The organism is Synechococcus sp. BO 8801 (assembly GCF_002252675.1).
Taxonomy (GTDB): domain Bacteria; phylum Cyanobacteriota; class Cyanobacteriia; order PCC-6307; family Cyanobiaceae; genus Cyanobium.
In genome coordinates this window covers 244,348-259,474 of the sequence record NZ_NQKY01000002.1, presented here as the reverse complement: position 1 = coordinate 259,474, position 15,127 = coordinate 244,348, and the positions used below count along the sequence as shown (strand labels likewise).

Annotated in this window: 15 protein-coding genes, 1 tRNA gene and 1 pseudogene; 5 read left to right on the top strand and 12 right to left on the bottom strand. The window is 72.1% G+C overall.

The window, feature by feature from the left end; genetic code table 11:
- Positions 1-7: 7 nt before the first annotated feature.
- From pth to psbH, 3 genes are read right to left on the bottom strand one after another with little or no spacing between them, the layout of a single operon-like run.
- Positions 8-616 carry an aminoacyl-tRNA hydrolase gene (gene pth, locus CJZ86_RS02760; protein ID WP_094584417.1) on the bottom strand — a complete coding sequence of 203 codons (609 nt, stop codon included), beginning with the start codon at positions 614-616 and terminating at the stop codon, positions 8-10.
- Between the two features lie 13 nt (positions 617-629).
- Complete coding sequence (locus CJZ86_RS02755) at positions 630-947, bottom strand: TatA/E family twin arginine-targeting protein translocase (RefSeq protein WP_094584416.1); 318 nt, start codon at positions 945-947, stop codon at positions 630-632.
- 19 nt (positions 948-966) lie between these two features.
- Positions 967-1,167, bottom strand: coding sequence for a photosystem II reaction center phosphoprotein PsbH (psbH, locus tag CJZ86_RS02750; RefSeq protein WP_015109629.1), 201 nt, complete (start codon positions 1,165-1,167; stop codon positions 967-969).
- Positions 1,168-1,316: 149 nt separating this feature from the next.
- Between psbH and psbN the strand changes: the two genes are divergently transcribed.
- Positions 1,317-1,466: a photosystem II reaction center protein PsbN gene (gene psbN, locus CJZ86_RS02745; protein WP_015109630.1), complete on the top strand. Its 150-nt coding sequence runs from the start codon at positions 1,317-1,319 to the stop codon at positions 1,464-1,466.
- On the opposite strand, the gene CJZ86_RS17680 is transcribed toward psbN, so the two are convergent.
- Together CJZ86_RS17680 and CJZ86_RS17675 are read right to left on the bottom strand one after the other, a co-directional pair.
- Positions 1,454-2,467: a glycoside hydrolase family 38 C-terminal domain-containing protein gene (locus CJZ86_RS17680; RefSeq protein ID WP_502690414.1), complete on the bottom strand. Its 1,014-nt coding sequence runs from the start codon at positions 2,465-2,467 to the stop codon at positions 1,454-1,456. The genes psbN and CJZ86_RS17680 overlap by 13 nt on opposite strands.
- Before the next feature lie 259 nt (positions 2,468-2,726).
- A pseudogene (locus tag CJZ86_RS17675) lies at positions 2,727-4,229 on the bottom strand (glycoside hydrolase family 38 N-terminal domain-containing protein); the annotation flags it as partial.
- Between the two features lie 162 nt (positions 4,230-4,391).
- On the opposite strand from CJZ86_RS17675, the gene CJZ86_RS02735 reads away from it, so the two are divergent.
- Positions 4,392-4,511, top strand: a complete 120-nt coding sequence (locus tag CJZ86_RS02735; protein ID WP_015109632.1) for a photosystem II reaction center protein I — start codon at positions 4,392-4,394, stop codon at positions 4,509-4,511.
- Positions 4,512-4,627: 116 nt separating this feature from the next.
- A complete protein-coding gene (locus tag CJZ86_RS02730) occupies positions 4,628-7,822 on the top strand; it encodes a DUF3769 domain-containing protein (protein ID WP_233133795.1) in 3,195 nt (1,064 codons plus the stop codon).
- Positions 7,823-7,829: 7 nt separating this feature from the next.
- On the opposite strand, the gene CJZ86_RS02725 is transcribed toward CJZ86_RS02730, so the two are convergent.
- From CJZ86_RS02725 to CJZ86_RS02695, 7 genes are all read right to left on the bottom strand, one after another.
- Positions 7,830-8,462, bottom strand: a complete 633-nt coding sequence (locus tag CJZ86_RS02725; RefSeq protein WP_094584414.1) for a 3-isopropylmalate dehydratase small subunit — start codon at positions 8,460-8,462, stop codon at positions 7,830-7,832.
- The gene (gene leuC, locus CJZ86_RS02720; protein WP_094584413.1) at positions 8,459-9,901 is read right to left on the bottom strand and encodes a 3-isopropylmalate dehydratase large subunit; all 1,443 of its coding nucleotides are present in this window, start codon (positions 9,899-9,901) and stop codon (positions 8,459-8,461) included. Before leuC ends, CJZ86_RS02725 begins: the two co-directional genes overlap by 4 nt.
- On the bottom strand, positions 9,898-10,176 hold the full coding sequence (locus tag CJZ86_RS02715; protein WP_051017225.1) for a DUF2811 domain-containing protein: 279 nt from the start codon (positions 10,174-10,176) through the stop codon (positions 9,898-9,900). The genes leuC and CJZ86_RS02715 overlap by 4 nt, the downstream gene beginning before the upstream one ends.
- A gap of 356 nt (positions 10,177-10,532) precedes the next feature.
- Positions 10,533-11,807 (bottom strand): competence/damage-inducible protein A, encoded by a 1,275-nt coding sequence (locus tag CJZ86_RS02710; protein WP_233133794.1) that lies wholly within the window; start codon positions 11,805-11,807, stop codon positions 10,533-10,535.
- Complete coding sequence (locus CJZ86_RS02705) at positions 11,804-12,886, bottom strand: MraY family glycosyltransferase (RefSeq protein ID WP_094584412.1); 1,083 nt, start codon at positions 12,884-12,886, stop codon at positions 11,804-11,806. Before CJZ86_RS02705 ends, CJZ86_RS02710 begins: the two co-directional genes overlap by 4 nt.
- A 58-nt stretch (positions 12,887-12,944) precedes the next feature.
- Positions 12,945-14,255: a serine hydroxymethyltransferase gene (gene glyA / locus CJZ86_RS02700; protein WP_094584411.1), complete on the bottom strand. Its 1,311-nt coding sequence runs from the start codon at positions 14,253-14,255 to the stop codon at positions 12,945-12,947.
- Positions 14,256-14,381: 126 nt separating this feature from the next.
- Positions 14,382-14,455, bottom strand: a tRNA-Arg gene (locus CJZ86_RS02695).
- Positions 14,456-14,570: 115 nt separating this feature from the next.
- On the opposite strand from CJZ86_RS02695, the gene CJZ86_RS02690 reads away from it, so the two are divergent.
- Positions 14,571-14,810 (top strand): 2TM domain-containing protein, encoded by a 240-nt coding sequence (locus CJZ86_RS02690; protein ID WP_094584410.1) that lies wholly within the window; start codon positions 14,571-14,573, stop codon positions 14,808-14,810.
- The gene (locus CJZ86_RS02685; RefSeq protein WP_015109641.1) at positions 14,807-15,094 is read left to right on the top strand and encodes a DUF3181 family protein; all 288 of its coding nucleotides are present in this window, start codon (positions 14,807-14,809) and stop codon (positions 15,092-15,094) included. The genes CJZ86_RS02690 and CJZ86_RS02685 overlap by 4 nt, the downstream gene beginning before the upstream one ends.
- Positions 15,095-15,127: the final 33 nt, after the last annotated feature.

Here is a 15,127-nt window from a genome sequence, read left to right as displayed (position 1 = left end):
GATGCTCTCAGGATGGCGGCGGATCGGCGCGAAAACTGTTCAAACGGTTGGCCGCCTTCTCCAGCCCCAGCCGCCGGATCAGGTCGATGCCAGCCTCCACCTCCTCCAGCACCGTCTCCAGCACGGGCCGGTCGGCGGCGGAGAACTTGCCCAGCACGTGCGACACAGTGCGGGCCCGGCGCTCCTCGGGGGTCTCACCCGGCGCGCCGATGCCGATGCGCAGCCGGGCGAAAGACTCACTCCCCAGGTGGGCGATCGTGCTGCGCAGGCCGTTGTGGCCGCCGGCGCCGCCCGCGGCCCGCACCCGCAGGCGCCCCAGGGGCAGGTCCATGTCGTCCACCAGCACCAGCATCTGGGCCGGTTCGAGCCGGAACCAGTCGAGGGCGGCGCGGATCGAGCGGCCGCTGTCGTTCATGAAGGTCTGGGGCATCAGCAGCCGCAGCCGCCTGTCCCCCTGGCCGACCTCGGCCAGCAGCCCTTGCAGGCGGCCCTGGTTGCGGAAACTGGCGCCACCGGCGCGGGCCAGCCGCTCCAGCACCATGAAGCCGACGTTGTGGCGGGTGTCGGCGTAGCGGGGGCCGGGATTGCCCAGGCCCACCAGCAGTTGCAGATCCAACGGGTGGCCGTCCTCAGCTGGCGGGGCCGTTGGAGGGTGCGACGCTCTCCTCGACCACCACCACCGGCGGTGCCGGGTCGGCAGCGGGCGTGATCGCGGCGGGTTCGGCCGCAGGCGGCACGGCGGCAGGGGGACCGGAGATGTCGATCGGCTGCTCGGTGCCCACGGCCGTGCGGAACTCCTTCTCGAACTCCTGCGAGGCCGACTGGAAGCCGCGCAGGGTGCGCCCCAGGGTCTTGCCGAGCTCGGGCAGCCGCTTGGGTCCGAAGACCAGCAGTCCGATGGCGGCGATCACCGCCATCTCGGGCAGACCGATGCCGAAGATGTTCATGGACAGGGGGCGAGAGGAATCAGCCGACGCCGTTCCAGTTGACGTTGATGCCCTCGAGCAGCAGGGACTTGTTGTAAAGCTGCAGGATCACCAGCAGGAACACCAGGAAGAGCAGCATGAACACGCCCATCACGGGGGTGGTACCCCAGCCGGGCACCACCTTTCCGTACTCGGAATTCAGGGGGCGCAGCAGGTTTCCCAGACGGGTGCGTTGGGCCATGGCAGCTCGGACCTCTCGGGCACGGGATCGCGGTGCTTACTGTAAGGGTCTTGCCGGCCGCACCGAGATGGGCTGTCGAGAGTTGTGACGGAAGCGCGAGGCCCGAAGCCTCGCCACCCCGCGCCCCCTGCCCCGCCTGAATGCCCTCCATGGATCCCGCCGCCAGCACCTCCCCCGCCCTCTCCGTGGCCCTCGCGGTGCTCGCCGTGCTGCTGGCCCTCACCGGTTTCGGGGTCTACACCGCCTTCGGCCCGCCGTCCAAGGGCCTCACCGATCCCTTCGACGATCACGACGACTGAGCCGCCGCGCTCACCGCCGGCACGCGCCCCAGCCGCCAGTGGCCCAGCTGCCACGGCCCCAGTGCGAGCGGCTCGGCCGCCTGGGACTGGCCCAGGGCATCGCAGCGGCCCAACACGTTCCAGTCCGGGCCGGCTGAGAAGCGCCGCCGGCAGGGCCCCAGGTTCTGGACGCTGAGCAGCACGGAGCCGTCGGCTTCCGCGCCGTCCTCTGCCGGCAGGGGCCGCAGGGCCACCAATTGGAGGTCCTCGCCGAGGGATGGGAACAGCGTTTCGGCCTGATTCCCAGCTTCGGCGCCCGCGCCGGCGCCCGGTGCCATCGGCCGGCACCAGAGCGGCTCCCGCAGCCGGGTGGCCTGCTGGGGCGCCGCGGCCGCCCGCCAGCCGCCGGGGCAGGGCAGCAGGGCCAGTCGCTGCCGCTGCCAGCCGTTGTCGGCGCCGGGATCGGGCCAGGTGGGTGCCCGCAGCAGCGACACCCCCAGGCGCTCCTCCGTCGCCGACACCCCCTGGGGGCCATCCAGCAGCACCGCCAGCCCGTCGCCGCGGCCCGGGCCCACCGCTGCCATCCAGCTGATGGCGCTCACCTCCCAGCGGGCCCGCTCCCGGGCGGTGCGGGCCGTGGCTGGCCGTTCGATCACCCCGCCGGCGGTGTCGGCCGCCCAGCGGCAGGCCGGATCGGCCAGGGGAATCTCCAGCCGCAGCAGCTCATGGCGCTGCCGCCACTGGGTGCCCAGCACCAGCTCCAGCCAGGGACTGCCCGCCAGCAGGCGGCCGTCGAGGCGCACCGGGCTCTCGCCGCAGCGGCCGCGCCAGACGAACCGGGCGCAGAGCGGCCCCGTCTCCAGCCACTGGGGCACCCCCTCCCAGCTCCATTCCAGCGGGTGCTCGCGGTAGTCGGCGGCCAGATCCCAGGCATCCCAGAACTCGCCCCGGTCGCGCCAGCGGCACCAGGCCAGCGGCCCTGCCAGCTGGGGCCGGCCGTTTCCATCGAAGAGCTGCTCCACCCCCGCCGGGCCGACCAGCGCCGACACCAGCCCATTTCCCAGCCGCCAGCGCTCCGGCCCCCCGCCGGCGACCCGCTCCAGGCGCACCGCCCCCGCCACGGGAGCAGCCGCTGCATCGCCGCCGCTGCCGGCGGATGCCGGTTGCCGCCGCAGCGCAGGGCCCCGCGGCCGCCAGCCCCAGCCGCAGGGTCCGGTCGCGGCGGCGGGCGGCCCGGCGGCGGGCGCCCCGCCACTGGGGCTCGGCCTGCTCGAACACCTCCGGGATCGCCGTGCCCGGCAGGATGTCGTGGAACTGCTGGAACAGCAGGGTGCGCCAGTCGTCGGTGGCGGCCGGCGCCGGCCTGCCGAAGAGCGCCGCGGCCAGATCCGCCTCCCGCAGCAGCCGCTCCAGGGTGCGGTTGTGGCGCTTCTGGTCGGGCCGGCTGGTGGGGCAGCCTCGGTGCAGCTCCAGGTAGAGCTCGTCGCGCCACACCGGCAGCTGCTCCGCCAGTGACTCCAGCGGCTCCAGGTAGGCGCGCAGGGTGCCGTGGCGCTGGCCGGCGGCCACGGGCTGCTCCTGCCAGAGCGCCAGCTGCTCCAGCATCTCCGCGGTCGGCCCGCCGCCGTGGTCGCCGACCCCGGGCAGCCACAGGGCATCGGCGCAGCCGCTGGCCTGCTGCCACTGCAACCGGTAGCGCTCCATCGCCACCGGATCACCGTCGGTGCCGATCGGCGCCGTCATCAGGGCCAGCACCTCGGCCCCGCAGCGGCTGCGCCAGCGGAACAGCCGGTGGGGGAAGGGGTTGGTGGCGTTCCAGGCCAGCTTGTGGGTGCAGAACCAGCGCACCCCGGTGGCGGCCGCCAGCGCCGGCAAACCGGCGGCGAAGCCGAAGCTGTCCGGCAGCCAGGCCAGCCGGTGGCTCCACTCCGGGAAGCTGCGCAGGCTGTAGGCCTGGCCCTCCTGGAACTGGCGCAGCAGCGAGGTGGTGGAGAGCAGCACGCAGTCGCTCTCCACCCACGGCCCGTTGAGCGGCTCGAAGCGGCCCTCCCCCATGGCCCGGCGGACCCGCTCGAACAGGGCCGGACGGTGGCGCTCCAGCCAGGCATAGAGCGCCGGGGTGGAATGGCCGAAGTGGAGCGTCTCGAAGCGCTCCATCAGATCGAGGGCGGAGGTGAAGGTGCGCTCCGCCGCCTGCCAGGTGTCGGCCACCGGCCACAGCCAGGCCAGATCGAGGTGGGCATGGCCCAGCACATGCAGCACCCCCTCCCCCGGGGCCCCGTCGTGCCGCTGCTCGCGGCGCAGCTCCCGCAGCTCGTCGGCGGTGGCCGCCAGCAGGCCCAGGGGATCGGCCGGATCCAGGGGCTCCAGCTCGATGCGGCTGCTGATCAGGGCGCCGTCGTCGTGCAGGGGGCTGCGCAGCCGCAGCTCCAGGTCCAGCACCTCCCCCCGCCACCAGCGCTCGGGCAGGGGCCAGCGGCAGGCGGTGTCGAACAGATCGCCGCTGTGGATGCGCTCGCCATCCACCCAGAGCTCGGCGCTGTCGGCCCACCAGCGCAGCGCCAGCCGCGCCCGGGCGCCCTCGGCCAGCGGGACCCAGGCCTCCGGGCACGGGCAGGCCAGGCGCAGATGGCACCACTGGCCGCCCCGCGGCCAGATGATCAGGCCCCGGGCCGCCCAGTCGGGACGGTGGCGGCGGCCCCAGTCCCCCTCCAGCGCCGGACCGCTTCCGCCCCCTGGCTGGACGGCCTGCCAGAGGGGTTGGAGATCCAGGGGGCGGGGCATGGGGAACGTGACCGAAACGTTTCAATCGGAGCCGGTTGCCCCCGCCAAACGGCATCGGACAGCCTGGATGGCCAACCACCACCCATAAGATGATGCGGCTGCCGAGGGGTCATCGAGACCCGTACCGGCGCCTGTCACTCCCTGTCACCCGCCGGACAGACCATGCTCGCTCTCAAGATCTCGGTTTACTCCGTCGTCTTCTTCTTCATCGGGATCTTCGTCTTCGGCTTCCTGGCCAGCGATCCCACCCGCTCCCCCAGCCGCAAGGACCTGGAGGACTGACCCCTTCGGCGGCGGCCCCACCCGCCACCCGTCCGGAAACCGGACCGCCGCGGGGGTCGACCCCGAACTCCCATGGCAGGATCGGCCGCGTTCTCGCTGCCCATCCGCTGCCTGTGGTGCTCCACCCCCGCTCGGGACGCCGCCAGGCCCCTGAAGGCCTGACCCCTGGGCTGGGCCTGTGGCTGGGCATCTCCGGTTTTGTGGCGTTGACGGCCGCACCTGTCCAGGCACGGCCGGAGACACCCTCCAGGCTTCAGGTCGCCCAGGCGCAGCCCGCGGCGCCGGCAGCCCCCTCCACCCCGGATCCCTTCGACGACGAGCCCCAGCCCCCGACGCCCGCCGGGGCCCAGGCCGGAGCCGAGCCCCCCGCCGGAGCCCAGCCCTCAGCGGAGTCGTCGCCCAGCGTTCAGCCCCCGGCTCCCCGTCGCCGCCCCCTGGCGGTCACCCCCCAGCCCGTTCCGGAACCGCTCCCGGCCGACCCCGCCGCCACGACGGCGCCGGTGGCCGGTCTTGACGCCGCCCCGGCGGGCGACGCCATGCCCCTGGAGCTGGAGCTGACCGCCAACCAGCAGGGCTACGACGGCCAGCTGCAGCGCTTCGTGGCCAGCGGCAGCGTCATGGCCCGCCTCGCCGGTGGCCGCCTGCTGGCCGACCGGCTGGAGTTCGAGGCCAGCACCCGCACCATCTTCGCGGTGGGCAACGTGCGCTTCCAGCGCGGCCAGCAGTATCTGCAGGGCAGCCGCCTCCGCTATGCCCTGCTGGAGGGGGTGGGGGAGATCGACGACGTCTACGGCGTCATCGATCTCGACTCCACCAAGGAGGACTTCGACCTCGAGCAGGAGGCCTCCCAGCCCCTGCCGCCACCGGAGCCGATCAGCTGCACGCCCACCTATCCGGCCGTGCCCCAGTGGCAGCCCTACCCCTGGGCCGTCACCACCTGGGCCGGCCAGATGTACGCCGGTGAATTCGGCGACACCTTCACCTTCAGCGGCCGCTTCCGGCCCGAATACCTGGGCGGCATCGGCCTGCAGCGCCGCCTCTTCCAGGCCGGGCCCCTGTCGCTGGAGTTCGATGCCAACCTGCTCGGCCACCGGGCCAGCGCCCAGCCGGGCGGCGGCTTCAACCAGCTCGTCCCCTTCTCCGACACCCCCGCCCAGAACTTCGGTGAGGTCACCGGTGGCATCGGTCTGCGCCTGTGGCTGCGGCCCTGGCTCAACGTCTTCTTCGTGGAGGGCCTGAGCGTCCTCACCGCCAAGAGCAACTACGAGCAGACCTTCCGTCAGAACTCGGCGCGCCTGCTCAACTACCTGGCCTTCGAAGTGGAGGCGCTGGTCACCCCCCGCTGGTCGGCCGTCGGCCGCATCCACCACCGCTCCGGGGCCTACGGCACCTTCAGCGGCGTCAGTGAGGGCAGCAACGCCTATCTGGTGGGCCTGCGCTACCGCTTCGGCACCGACAGGCCCACCAGCCAGCCGCTGCCGGTGCCCCCCGCCCAGGGCTGCCCGGACGCCCCGCCCCTGGCCAGTGAGCAGCCCGATGGCCTGGCCCAGCAGCTCGAGCAGGTGACGATGGGGCCGGGCTGGACCGGCACCAGCGGCCAGCCGGCCCCGACACCAGCCGCCAAGCCCCCTGAGGACAAGGGTGGGGTGTGGCGCAATGCCCGGCATCAGGAGCGGCTGCGCCGCGAGGCCATCGGCCGGATCCCCCAGCGGGTCGAGAACGTCACCTTCGAGCGCAGCCTCAAGGCCGAGCGGCGCTTCGGCTTCCCGCGCGAGTTCACCACACCGGAAGTGGCCAACGACTTCGGCACCACCCGCCCCGAACAGCTCAAGGACCAGACCACCGAAGGCAACCAGGAGCTGATCAAGGGCACCGTGAGCCGCTGGCGCATCCAGGCCCGGCGCCTCAAGATCACCCCCAACACCCTCTCCGGTGATCGGGTGGGCTTCACCAACGACCCGTTCACGCCGGCCCAGTCGTGGATGGATTCGGAGAAGGTCGTCATCACCCTGCTGCCCAACGGCGACACCCTGGTGAAGGCGCGCCGCAACACGCTGCGGCTGGAGGATCGTCTGCCGATCCGGGTGGCGCGCCAGCGCCGCATCCAGAAGCAGGACGAGGTGAGCAATCCCCTGGTGATCGGCAACGACCGGGAGGACCGGGACGGCTTCTTCCTCGGCTACAACATCCCGATCAAGATCGGCGAGAAGGGGCTCCTCAACCTGCAGCCGCAGGTGATGGTCCAGCGCCTCTACACCGGCAACACCGACGCCTACCCCCTGCCCGGATCGCCGGCCGGCTCCACCAACATCTTCGAGCAGCCGGCCAAGACCGGCGACTACTTCGGCTTCGATGCCCGTCTCACCGGGCCGGTGCTGGGGTTCAACGCCGATGCCCGCCTTTCCATCTCCACCCTCAATCCCGACAACTTCGCCAACGGCACCCGCAGCTTCGGCGACCTCTCCCGGCTGGTGAAGGTGCCCGTGCTGGGCTTCAGCACCATGCGGCTGTTCGGGGCCTACCGCTTCCGCACCTGGAACGGCTCCCTCGGCGAGCAGGACGTCTATTCCGCCTACGGCGTCTCGCTGGAACAGCAGGGAAGCCTGCCCAGCTGGGGCAAGTTGAGCCGCAGCTACTACTGGCGCATGGGGGTGGGCAACTTCCAGGCCAACCCGACCACCGGCACCGGCCTGCTTGATGTGTGGCGCGCCAACGCCATCGGCTCCTTCAACTTCTCCTACCCGATCTGGACCGGCAAGCCCACCACCAGTCCGCCGGTGGTCTCCCTGGCCAATTCACCGGTGCCGATCGTGCCGGGGCTGCGCTTCAACGCCAACCTGCTCGGGGTGGCCGCCTACTTCAGTGACGGCACCAACCAGAACACGATCGGCCTCTCCGGAGGGCCCACCCTCACCCTGGGACGCTTCGAGAAGCCCTTCCTCGACTACACCCAGCTGACCGTCACCGGCGGCATCACCCTGCGGCAGGGCCAGAGCCCGCTGAACTTCGACCGGGCCGTCGACCTGGGCACGGTCGGCATCGGCCTCTCCCAGCAGATCATTGGGCCTCTCGTCTTCAGCGGCGGCATCGGCTTCAACGTCGATCCCAGTTCCGGGTTCTATGGCGATGTCACCGGCTCCTACCTGGAGCTGCGCTGGCAGCGGCGCTCCTACGAGATCGGCGTCTACTACAGCCCCTACGACGGGCTGGGCGGCATCCGCGTGCGGCTGAACGACTTCAACTTCCAGGGGCCGGGAACGCCCTTCATCCCTTACCACCCCACCCAGGGGGTCCTGCAGCGCCCCTTCTAGGTCCCTTCTAGGCGGTGGCGAAGCCGGCCAGATACGGGAGCCGGCCGGTGGTGGCCCGCAGCTCGGCGTCGTGGGCCACGAGCTGGGCCGTGCCGTTCCACTCGCCGCTCACCAGCATGCGGCGCGGGCCGGCCGCCAGCTCCAGGGGCCACGCCAGAGCCTCGCCGTCAGCCTGCAGCGTCACCTGGGGCGGCTCGAGATCGAGCTGCAGCAGGGCGCCGGGATGGGCGGCGACGGCGGCCTGGACGGCCAGCACCGTGTCGTGGTCGGCGCTGAGGCAGGGGATCCCCAGGGCCAGGCAGTTGCCGAAGAAGATCTCGGCGAAGCTCTCGCCGATCACCGCCCGGATGCCCCAGCGCATCAGCGCCTGGGGGGCGTGCTCCCGGCTGGAGCCGCAGCCGAAGTTGCGGTTGACCACGAGGATCGCGGCGCCCTGGTTGCCGGCCCGGTCGAAGGGGTGGTCGCCGGCCCGCTCGCGGCGGTCATCGGCGAAGACACCCTCCGCCAGCCCGTCAAAGGTGACGCACTTGAGATAGCGGGCCGGGATGATCCGGTCGGTGTCGATGTCGTCGCCGGGCACGACGACGGCGCGGCCCTGGCAGTGCTGGATCGGTCCGGCCGGGAAGGGGGTGGCGCTCATGCGGGGGTGGGGGCGGGCTCGGGGGAGGACGGGGTGGCGATCAGGCGGCGCACGTCGGCCACGTGTCCGCTCACCGCCGCCGCGGCCACCATGGCCGGGCTCATCAGCAGGGTGCGGCCGGAGGCGGAACCCTGGCGCCCCTTGAAGTTGCGGTTGCTGGAACTGGCGCTGATCTGGCGCCCCTCGAGCCGGTCGGGGTTCATGGCCAGGCACATCGAACAGCCCGGCTCGCGCCATTCGAAGCCGGCCTCGCGGAACACCGCATCGAGGCCCTCGGCCTCGGCTGCGGCCGCCACCTGCTCACTGCCCGGCACCACGAAGGCCTTGATGCCCGCCGCCACCTGGCGGCCGCGGGCCACGGCGGCGGCGGCCCGCAGGTCGCTGAGGCGGCCATTGGTGCAGCTGCCGATGAAGCAGACATCCACCGGCAACCCTTCGATCGGCACCCCGGGGCGCAGATCCATGTAGCGGTAGGCCTCCTCGGCGATCGGCCGCTCGTCGCTGTCGGTCTGCTCGAGGGTGGGCACGGCCTCATCGACGCCGATGGCCTGCCCCGGGGTGATGCCCCAGGTGACGGTGGGCGCGATCGTGGCCGCGTCGAACACCACCTCGTCGTCGAAGACGGCGTCGGGACCGGAGGCGAGGGCGCTCCACCAGGCGACGGCCCGCTCCCAGGCCTCGCCGGCGGGGGCATGGGGCCGCCCCTTCAGATAGGCGAAGGTGATGGCGTCGGGGTTGACGTAGCCGCAGCGCGCCCCGCCCTCGATGGCCATGTTGCAGAGCGTCATCCGCTCCTCCATCGAGAGGGCCTCGATCGCCGGCCCGGCGAACTCGTAGGCGTAGCCGACGCCGCCCTTCACCCCCAGGGTGCGGATCACGTGCAGCACCAGATCCTTGGCGTAGACGCCGCTCTGCAGGGTCCCCTCCACCCGGATCCGGCGCACCTTCAGCTTGCCCATCGCCAGGCTCTGGCTGGCGAGCACATCGCGCACCTGGCTGGTGCCGATGCCGAAGGCGATGGCACCGAAGGCGCCGTGGGTGGAGGTGTGGGAATCGCCGCAGGCCACGGTCATGCCGGGCTGGGTGAGCCCCAGCTCCGGGGCGATCACGTGCACGATCCCCTGGCGGCCGCTGCCGAGGCCATGGAGGGTGATGCCGTGCCGGGCGCAGTTGGCCTCCAGGGTGGCGAGCATCTCCTCGGCCAGGGGGTCGGCGAAGGGCCGGGCCTGGGAGGTGGTGGGAACGATGTGGTCGACCGTGGCGACCGTGCGTTCGGGGTGGCGCACCGACAGGCCCAGATCGTCGAGGGCGGCGAAGGCCTGGGGGCTGGTGACCTCGTGGATCAGGTGCAGCCCGATGAACAGCTGGGTGGCTCCGCCCGGGAGATCGGCGACGCGGTGCAGCTCCCAGACCTTGTCGTAGAGGGTGCCGGCGCTCAAGAGGAAGGATCGAGACGGTCAGAAACCACCCTAGAAGGAGGGTGTTCCACCGGTGCGGGCTCGCGGCGGAACAGGCCGTTGAGGTAATGGCGGGCCACGGCGCGGTCGTGGCTGCCGTGCTGGACCAGGAAACCGGCCAGCGCGGCCTGCATCAGGCGGTACTGGTCCCACTGGGGGTGCACCCGGATGAACTCCCGCATCGCCTCGAACAGGTCCTCCGGCATCTGGTTCTCGATGCTCACGGTGCGGGGAGCGTGGTCGGGAATCTGGCTCATACGGCGCTGGTCGTCGGTCCCCCCCATCAGGCCATGGGGCCGCCCCCCGCGTCAAAGCGACCCCCACCGGGCCGGTCCCAAGGGACCGCCGCTGAGAATCCCGGCGCAGGGCGGCTTCCCGGCCGCCGCCCGGGGGTGGCCGCTGCTGCGGTACCCGCCGGGCGGCGTGGTCAAGGGGGAGAGGCCTTTCCCGCAGCGCCGAGCCAGGACCCCTCCGGCAGCTCGGGCCGACCGCCGCCACCTGTGGAAAACGCCCCTGCTTTCGGGGGAAAAGGGCCAGGTCGGGGGGAAAAGTCCATGCCTCAGGATTCGTGATCGATGGCGGCCGCGGCAGCAGATGTTCCGATCAGGCCGGCTCAGATCGTCCCAATGTTCAGCTGTAACCGCAGACGGTTCAGGCTTTCCCCCACCGTCAGCGTCTGGATCCAGCCACGCTCGCGGCCGCTGCCGAAGCGCACCGCCTCGCTGCGGCAGCCATCGGGCCCGGCCACGGCGATGTGCACCAGCCCCACCGGCTTCTCGGCCGTGCCGCCACCGGGTCCGGCGATGCCCGTGACCGCCAGGGCCCAGGTGGCCCCCGTGAGACGCCGCACCCCCTCCGCCATCGCCTCGGCCACCGGATCGCTCACCGCCCCATGGCGCTCGAGCACCGCCGCCGGCACCCCCAGCACCGCCTGCTTGACGGCGTTGGCATAGGCGATCACGCCACCGAGGAACACCTCCGACGCCCCCGGCACCGCCACCAGGGCGGCCCCGAGGCCGCCGCCGGTGCACGACTCGGCCACCGCGAGGGTCTCGCCCCGGCGGCGCAGGGCCGCCAGCACCACCGAGGCCAGGCTGTCGCCGTCGGCGCCGAAGCAACTGGTGCCGGTGCGGCGACGCAGTTCCGCCTCCACCGGGGCCAGCAGGGCGGCGGCGGCGGCCGCGTCGCCGGCCCGGGCCGTGACCCGCAGCTTCACCTCGCCGGCGCCGGCGTAGGGCGCCACGGTGGGGTTCTCCAGGGCCAGCAGGTCGTGCACCCGCTCGGCCAGATCGGACTCGGGCACCCCCCAGAAGCGCAGCATGCGGCTGGCGAACACCCCGCCCGCCAGGCCCGCCTCCCGCAGCCAGGGGGCCGCGGTGGCCTCCCACATGGCCCGCAGCTCGCTGGGAACGCCAGGGAAGGTGAGCACGGTGAACCCCGGCACCGGGGTCCAGATCATCCCGGGGGCCGTGCCGGTGGGGTTGGGCAGCACGGCGGCCCCCCGGGGCAGCAGGGCCTGCTTGCGGTTGGAGGGGGCGACGGTGCGGCCCCGGGCCGTGATCCGGGCCTGGATCGCCGCCCAGATCTCGCCGTGTTCCACCAGGTCGGCGCCGAAGGCCGCCGCGATCGCCTCGGTGGTGAGGTCGTCGGGGGTGGGCCCCAGGCCGCCGGTGGTGACCAGCACCCGGCAGCGGCCCGCCGCCTGCCGCACCGCCTCGATCAGCCGCTCCCGGTTGTCGCCCACCACCTGCTGGCGGTGATGCACCACCCCGAGGGCGGCCAGCTGTTCGGCCAGCCAGCGGGCATTGCCGTTGACGATGTTGCCCAGCAGCAGCTCGGTGCCGATGCAGAGCACCTCCACCCCGGCGGCGCCGGGGGGGCCGCTCACTTGGCCTCCTCCTGCATCTGGCGGCGGCAGACCACCAGCACGGCGATCAGCACCGCCGTGGCCAGCGCCAGCCAGAGGAAGCGCATCTCGGCATTGGCCAGCACCAGGGCGATGGAGGCCAGCCACTGGGTGAAGGCGTAGATCAGCACCACGGTGCGGCGGTGGCTGAAGCCGGCCCGCAGCAGGCGGTGGTGCAGGTGGCGGCGATCCGGGTAGAAGGGCGAGCGGCCGGCCCGGAGGCGGCCCATGATCACCGCCGACATGTCAGCCAGGGGCAGGGACAGGATCATCAGCGGCAACAGCAGGCTGACGCTGGTGAGGCGCTTGGCCGGGCCGACGATGCTGATCGCCGCCAGGGCGAAGCCGAGGAAATAGGAACCCCCGTCGCCCATGAAGATGCGGGCCGGGTTGAAGTTGTGGCGCAGGAAGCCCAGGCAGCTGCCGGCCAGGGCCGCCGCCAGCAGGCCGGCGGCGGGCTGGCTGAGGCTGAAGCTCACCGAGAGCAGCCCCACGGCGGCGATGCCGCTCACCCCCGCCGCCAGCCCGTCGAGGCCATCGAGCCAGTTGATCGCGTTGGTGATCCCCACCAGCCAGACCACCGTGGCCAGCAGGCTCAGCCCCTCCGGCAGCGGCAGCCCGGCGACGGAATGCCCCAGGCCGAAGGGCAGGTCGATGCTGCCGATGCGCACCCCCTGGTTCCAAACCGCCGCGGCCACGAGCACCTGGCCGCAGAGGCGGGGCAGGGGCGGCAGGGCGAACAGGTCGTCCGCCAGGCCGATCACGAAGAAGCAGAGGGCCCCCGCCAGGGTGGTCCAGATCAGCTGGTCCTTGTCCGGCGGCAGGTCGGCGAAGCCGCCGAAGGTCCAGGTGCAGGCCAGCGAGAGGCTGAATCCCACAACGATGCCCACCCCCCCGAGCCGCACCATGGGGCCGGTGTGCTGCTTGCGGTCATCGGGCGGGTCCACCAGCCCCCAGCGCAGACCGAGCCTCCGCACCACAGGCACGATCAGCGCCGTGAGCAGGGCCGCCGCAGTGGCCGTGAGCAGGGCCGCCGCGTTGGGGCTGTAGGCGAGGGTCACAACGGCGGGCCGGAAGAGTGCGGTCCTGTAGGCGACACGTTACGGGTGAACGGGGCCGTCAGGCGTGCTGGAGCTCACGTTGGCGTCCATAGAGGGGGAAGCGGCCGCAGAGGGAGGCCACCCGCTCACGGCAGCGGAGCTCGACGGCGGCATCGTCCGGGTGCAGCAGGCGGTCGGCGATCACATCGGCCACCTCACGAAAGGCCTCGGCATCGAAGCCGCGGGTGGTGAGGGCAGCGCTGCCCAGGCGCAGGCCGCTGGTCACGAACGGCGACTCCGGATCGAAGGGCACCGTGTTCTTGTTGGCGGTGATGTTGACGTCGCTCACCAGGCGGTCGGCCACCTTGCCGGTCAGGCCGATGGAGCGCAGGTCGAGCAGCACCAGGTGGTTGTCGGTGCCGCCGGAGACGACGGCGATGCCCCGCTCCTGGATCCGCTCGGCCAGGGCCTGGGCATTGCGCACCACCTGCTGGCTGTACGTGCGGAAGCTGGGCTGCAGCGCTTCGCCGAAGGCCACGGCCTTGGCGGCGATCACGTGCTCGAGCGGCCCACCCTGGGAGCCGGGGAAGACGGCCTTGTCGAACTGGCGGCCGAAGGTCTCGTCGTTGCAGAGGATCAGGCCACCGCGGGGGCCCCGCAGGGTCTTGTGGGTGGTGGTGGTGACCACGTGGCAGTGGGGCACCGGGCTGGGGTGCACGCCGGAGGCCACCAGGCCGGCGATGTGGGCCATGTCGGCCAGCAGGTAGGCCCCCACCTCGTCGGCGATGGCCCGGAAGGCGGCGAAGTCGATCGTGCGGGGGTAGGCGGAGTAGCCGCAGATGATCAGCTTGGGCCGGTGCTCAAGGGCGAGCTGGCGGATGGTGTCGAAGTTGAGCTGGTGGGTCTCGGGGTCGACGCCGTAGTGGACGGCCTTGAACCACTTGCCGGACACGTTCACCGGCGAGCCGTGGGTGAGGTGGCCGCCGTGGGAGAGATCCATGCCCAGGATCGTGTCGCCGGGCTGCAGCAGCGCCAGGAACACGGCGAAGTTGGCCTGGGCGCCGCTGTGGGGCTGGACGTTGGCCCAGGCCGCGCCGAACAGCTGCTTGGCCCGCGCGATGGCCAGGTCCTCGATGATGTCGACGTGCTCGCAGCCGCCGTAGTAGCGCTTGTGGGGCAGGCCCTCGGCGTACTTGTTGGTGAGCACCGAGCCCTGGGCCTCCATCACCGCCCGGGAGGCGAAGTTCTCGCTGGCGATCAGCTCGAGGTGGGTCTGCTGGCGCCGCAGCTCCTTCTCGATCAGGGCAGCGATGGCCGGATCGCCGCTGGCCAGGGGGCTGTCGATGGAGGCTGCAGGCTGCGTGGGGCCGTGATCCGCTCGGTCCGCCATGGGGCTACTCAGTGTGAAACCGATCGTAGGCAAACGCCGCAGGCCTGACCGGCCTCGGGCGTGCAGGCCCCTGCATCCCCGTGACAGCCATAAAAAAACCGCCCCGAAGGGCGGTGTGGGAAGGAACGCGCCTGGAGAGATTCGAACTCCCGACCCTCTGATCCGTAGTCAGATGCTCTAATCCGCTGAGCTACAAGCGCCTGCCCCGACATTCTCACCCCACGGGGTGCCGATCCGTCAACAACGCCCCCGCCGCCCCCGGCCCGATAGGGTCCGCAGCAGAGCCCAACCACCGCCTGCGGCGGTCTTCCCCCCATGCCGATCCGCTGGTACGGCCCCGCCGATCCCGACGATCCCACCTATCGGCACTTCGAGCGGATCGTGAACCTCACGCTCCATGCCGCCCTGTTCGCCGCCGTCAACAGCGGCCTCTGGTTCGTCCAGGGCCTGCGCCACCCCTGGGCCCACCTGGGCTGGCTGACGATCGGCTGGGCCGCCGTGCTGCTGGTCCATGGCAGCGTGGTGGTGCTGCAACGCCCCGAGCCCCAGCCATGACGCTTGCCGCCGCCGATCTCGAGGAACTGACCCGGGCGATCGCCGACCGGCTGTACGTGCAGGTGGCCGGCTGGCACCTCTACCTGGGCGATGCGGGCCTGGCCCAGATCCTGGCGATCGAATGCGCCGCCCGGCTCGACCAGGGCGCCGAGGTCTGCGCCCGCCAGGCCCTGGAGGCGGTGCAGGTGCCGATCGGCGGCGGGGCGACGCGCCTGCCCCTGGCACGGCTGGTGCCCGCCGGCCAGCTGCGTGATCTGGAAGACGTGCTGCAACCCTTTTGCTGAAGCCTGCGGCCGGACGGCCGTTCTGCGGATAGG

Excerpts from the sequence above, each read along its gene's own strand:
- psbN (WP_015109630.1), top strand. The coding sequence starts at position 1,317 with ATGGATCCCGCCGCCAGCACCTCCCCCGCCCTCTCCGTGGCCCTCGCG.
- CJZ86_RS02755 (WP_094584416.1), bottom strand. The coding sequence starts at position 947 with ATGAACATCTTCGGCATCGGTCTGCCCGAGATGGCGGTGATCGCCGCC.
- CJZ86_RS02735 (WP_015109632.1), top strand. The coding sequence starts at position 4,392 with ATGCTCGCTCTCAAGATCTCGGTTTACTCCGTCGTCTTCTTCTTCATC.
- psbH (WP_015109629.1), bottom strand. The coding sequence starts at position 1,167 with ATGGCCCAACGCACCCGTCTGGGAAACCTGCTGCGCCCCCTGAATTCC.
- CJZ86_RS02685 (WP_015109641.1), top strand. The coding sequence starts at position 14,807 with ATGACGCTTGCCGCCGCCGATCTCGAGGAACTGACCCGGGCGATCGCC.
- CJZ86_RS02725 (WP_094584414.1), bottom strand. The coding sequence starts at position 8,462 with ATGAGCGCCACCCCCTTCCCGGCCGGACCGATCCAGCACTGCCAGGGC.
- CJZ86_RS02715 (WP_051017225.1), bottom strand. The coding sequence starts at position 10,176 with ATGAGCCAGATTCCCGACCACGCTCCCCGCACCGTGAGCATCGAGAAC.
- CJZ86_RS02690 (WP_094584410.1), top strand. The coding sequence starts at position 14,571 with ATGCCGATCCGCTGGTACGGCCCCGCCGATCCCGACGATCCCACCTAT.
- glyA (WP_094584411.1), bottom strand. The coding sequence starts at position 14,255 with ATGGCGGACCGAGCGGATCACGGCCCCACGCAGCCTGCAGCCTCCATC.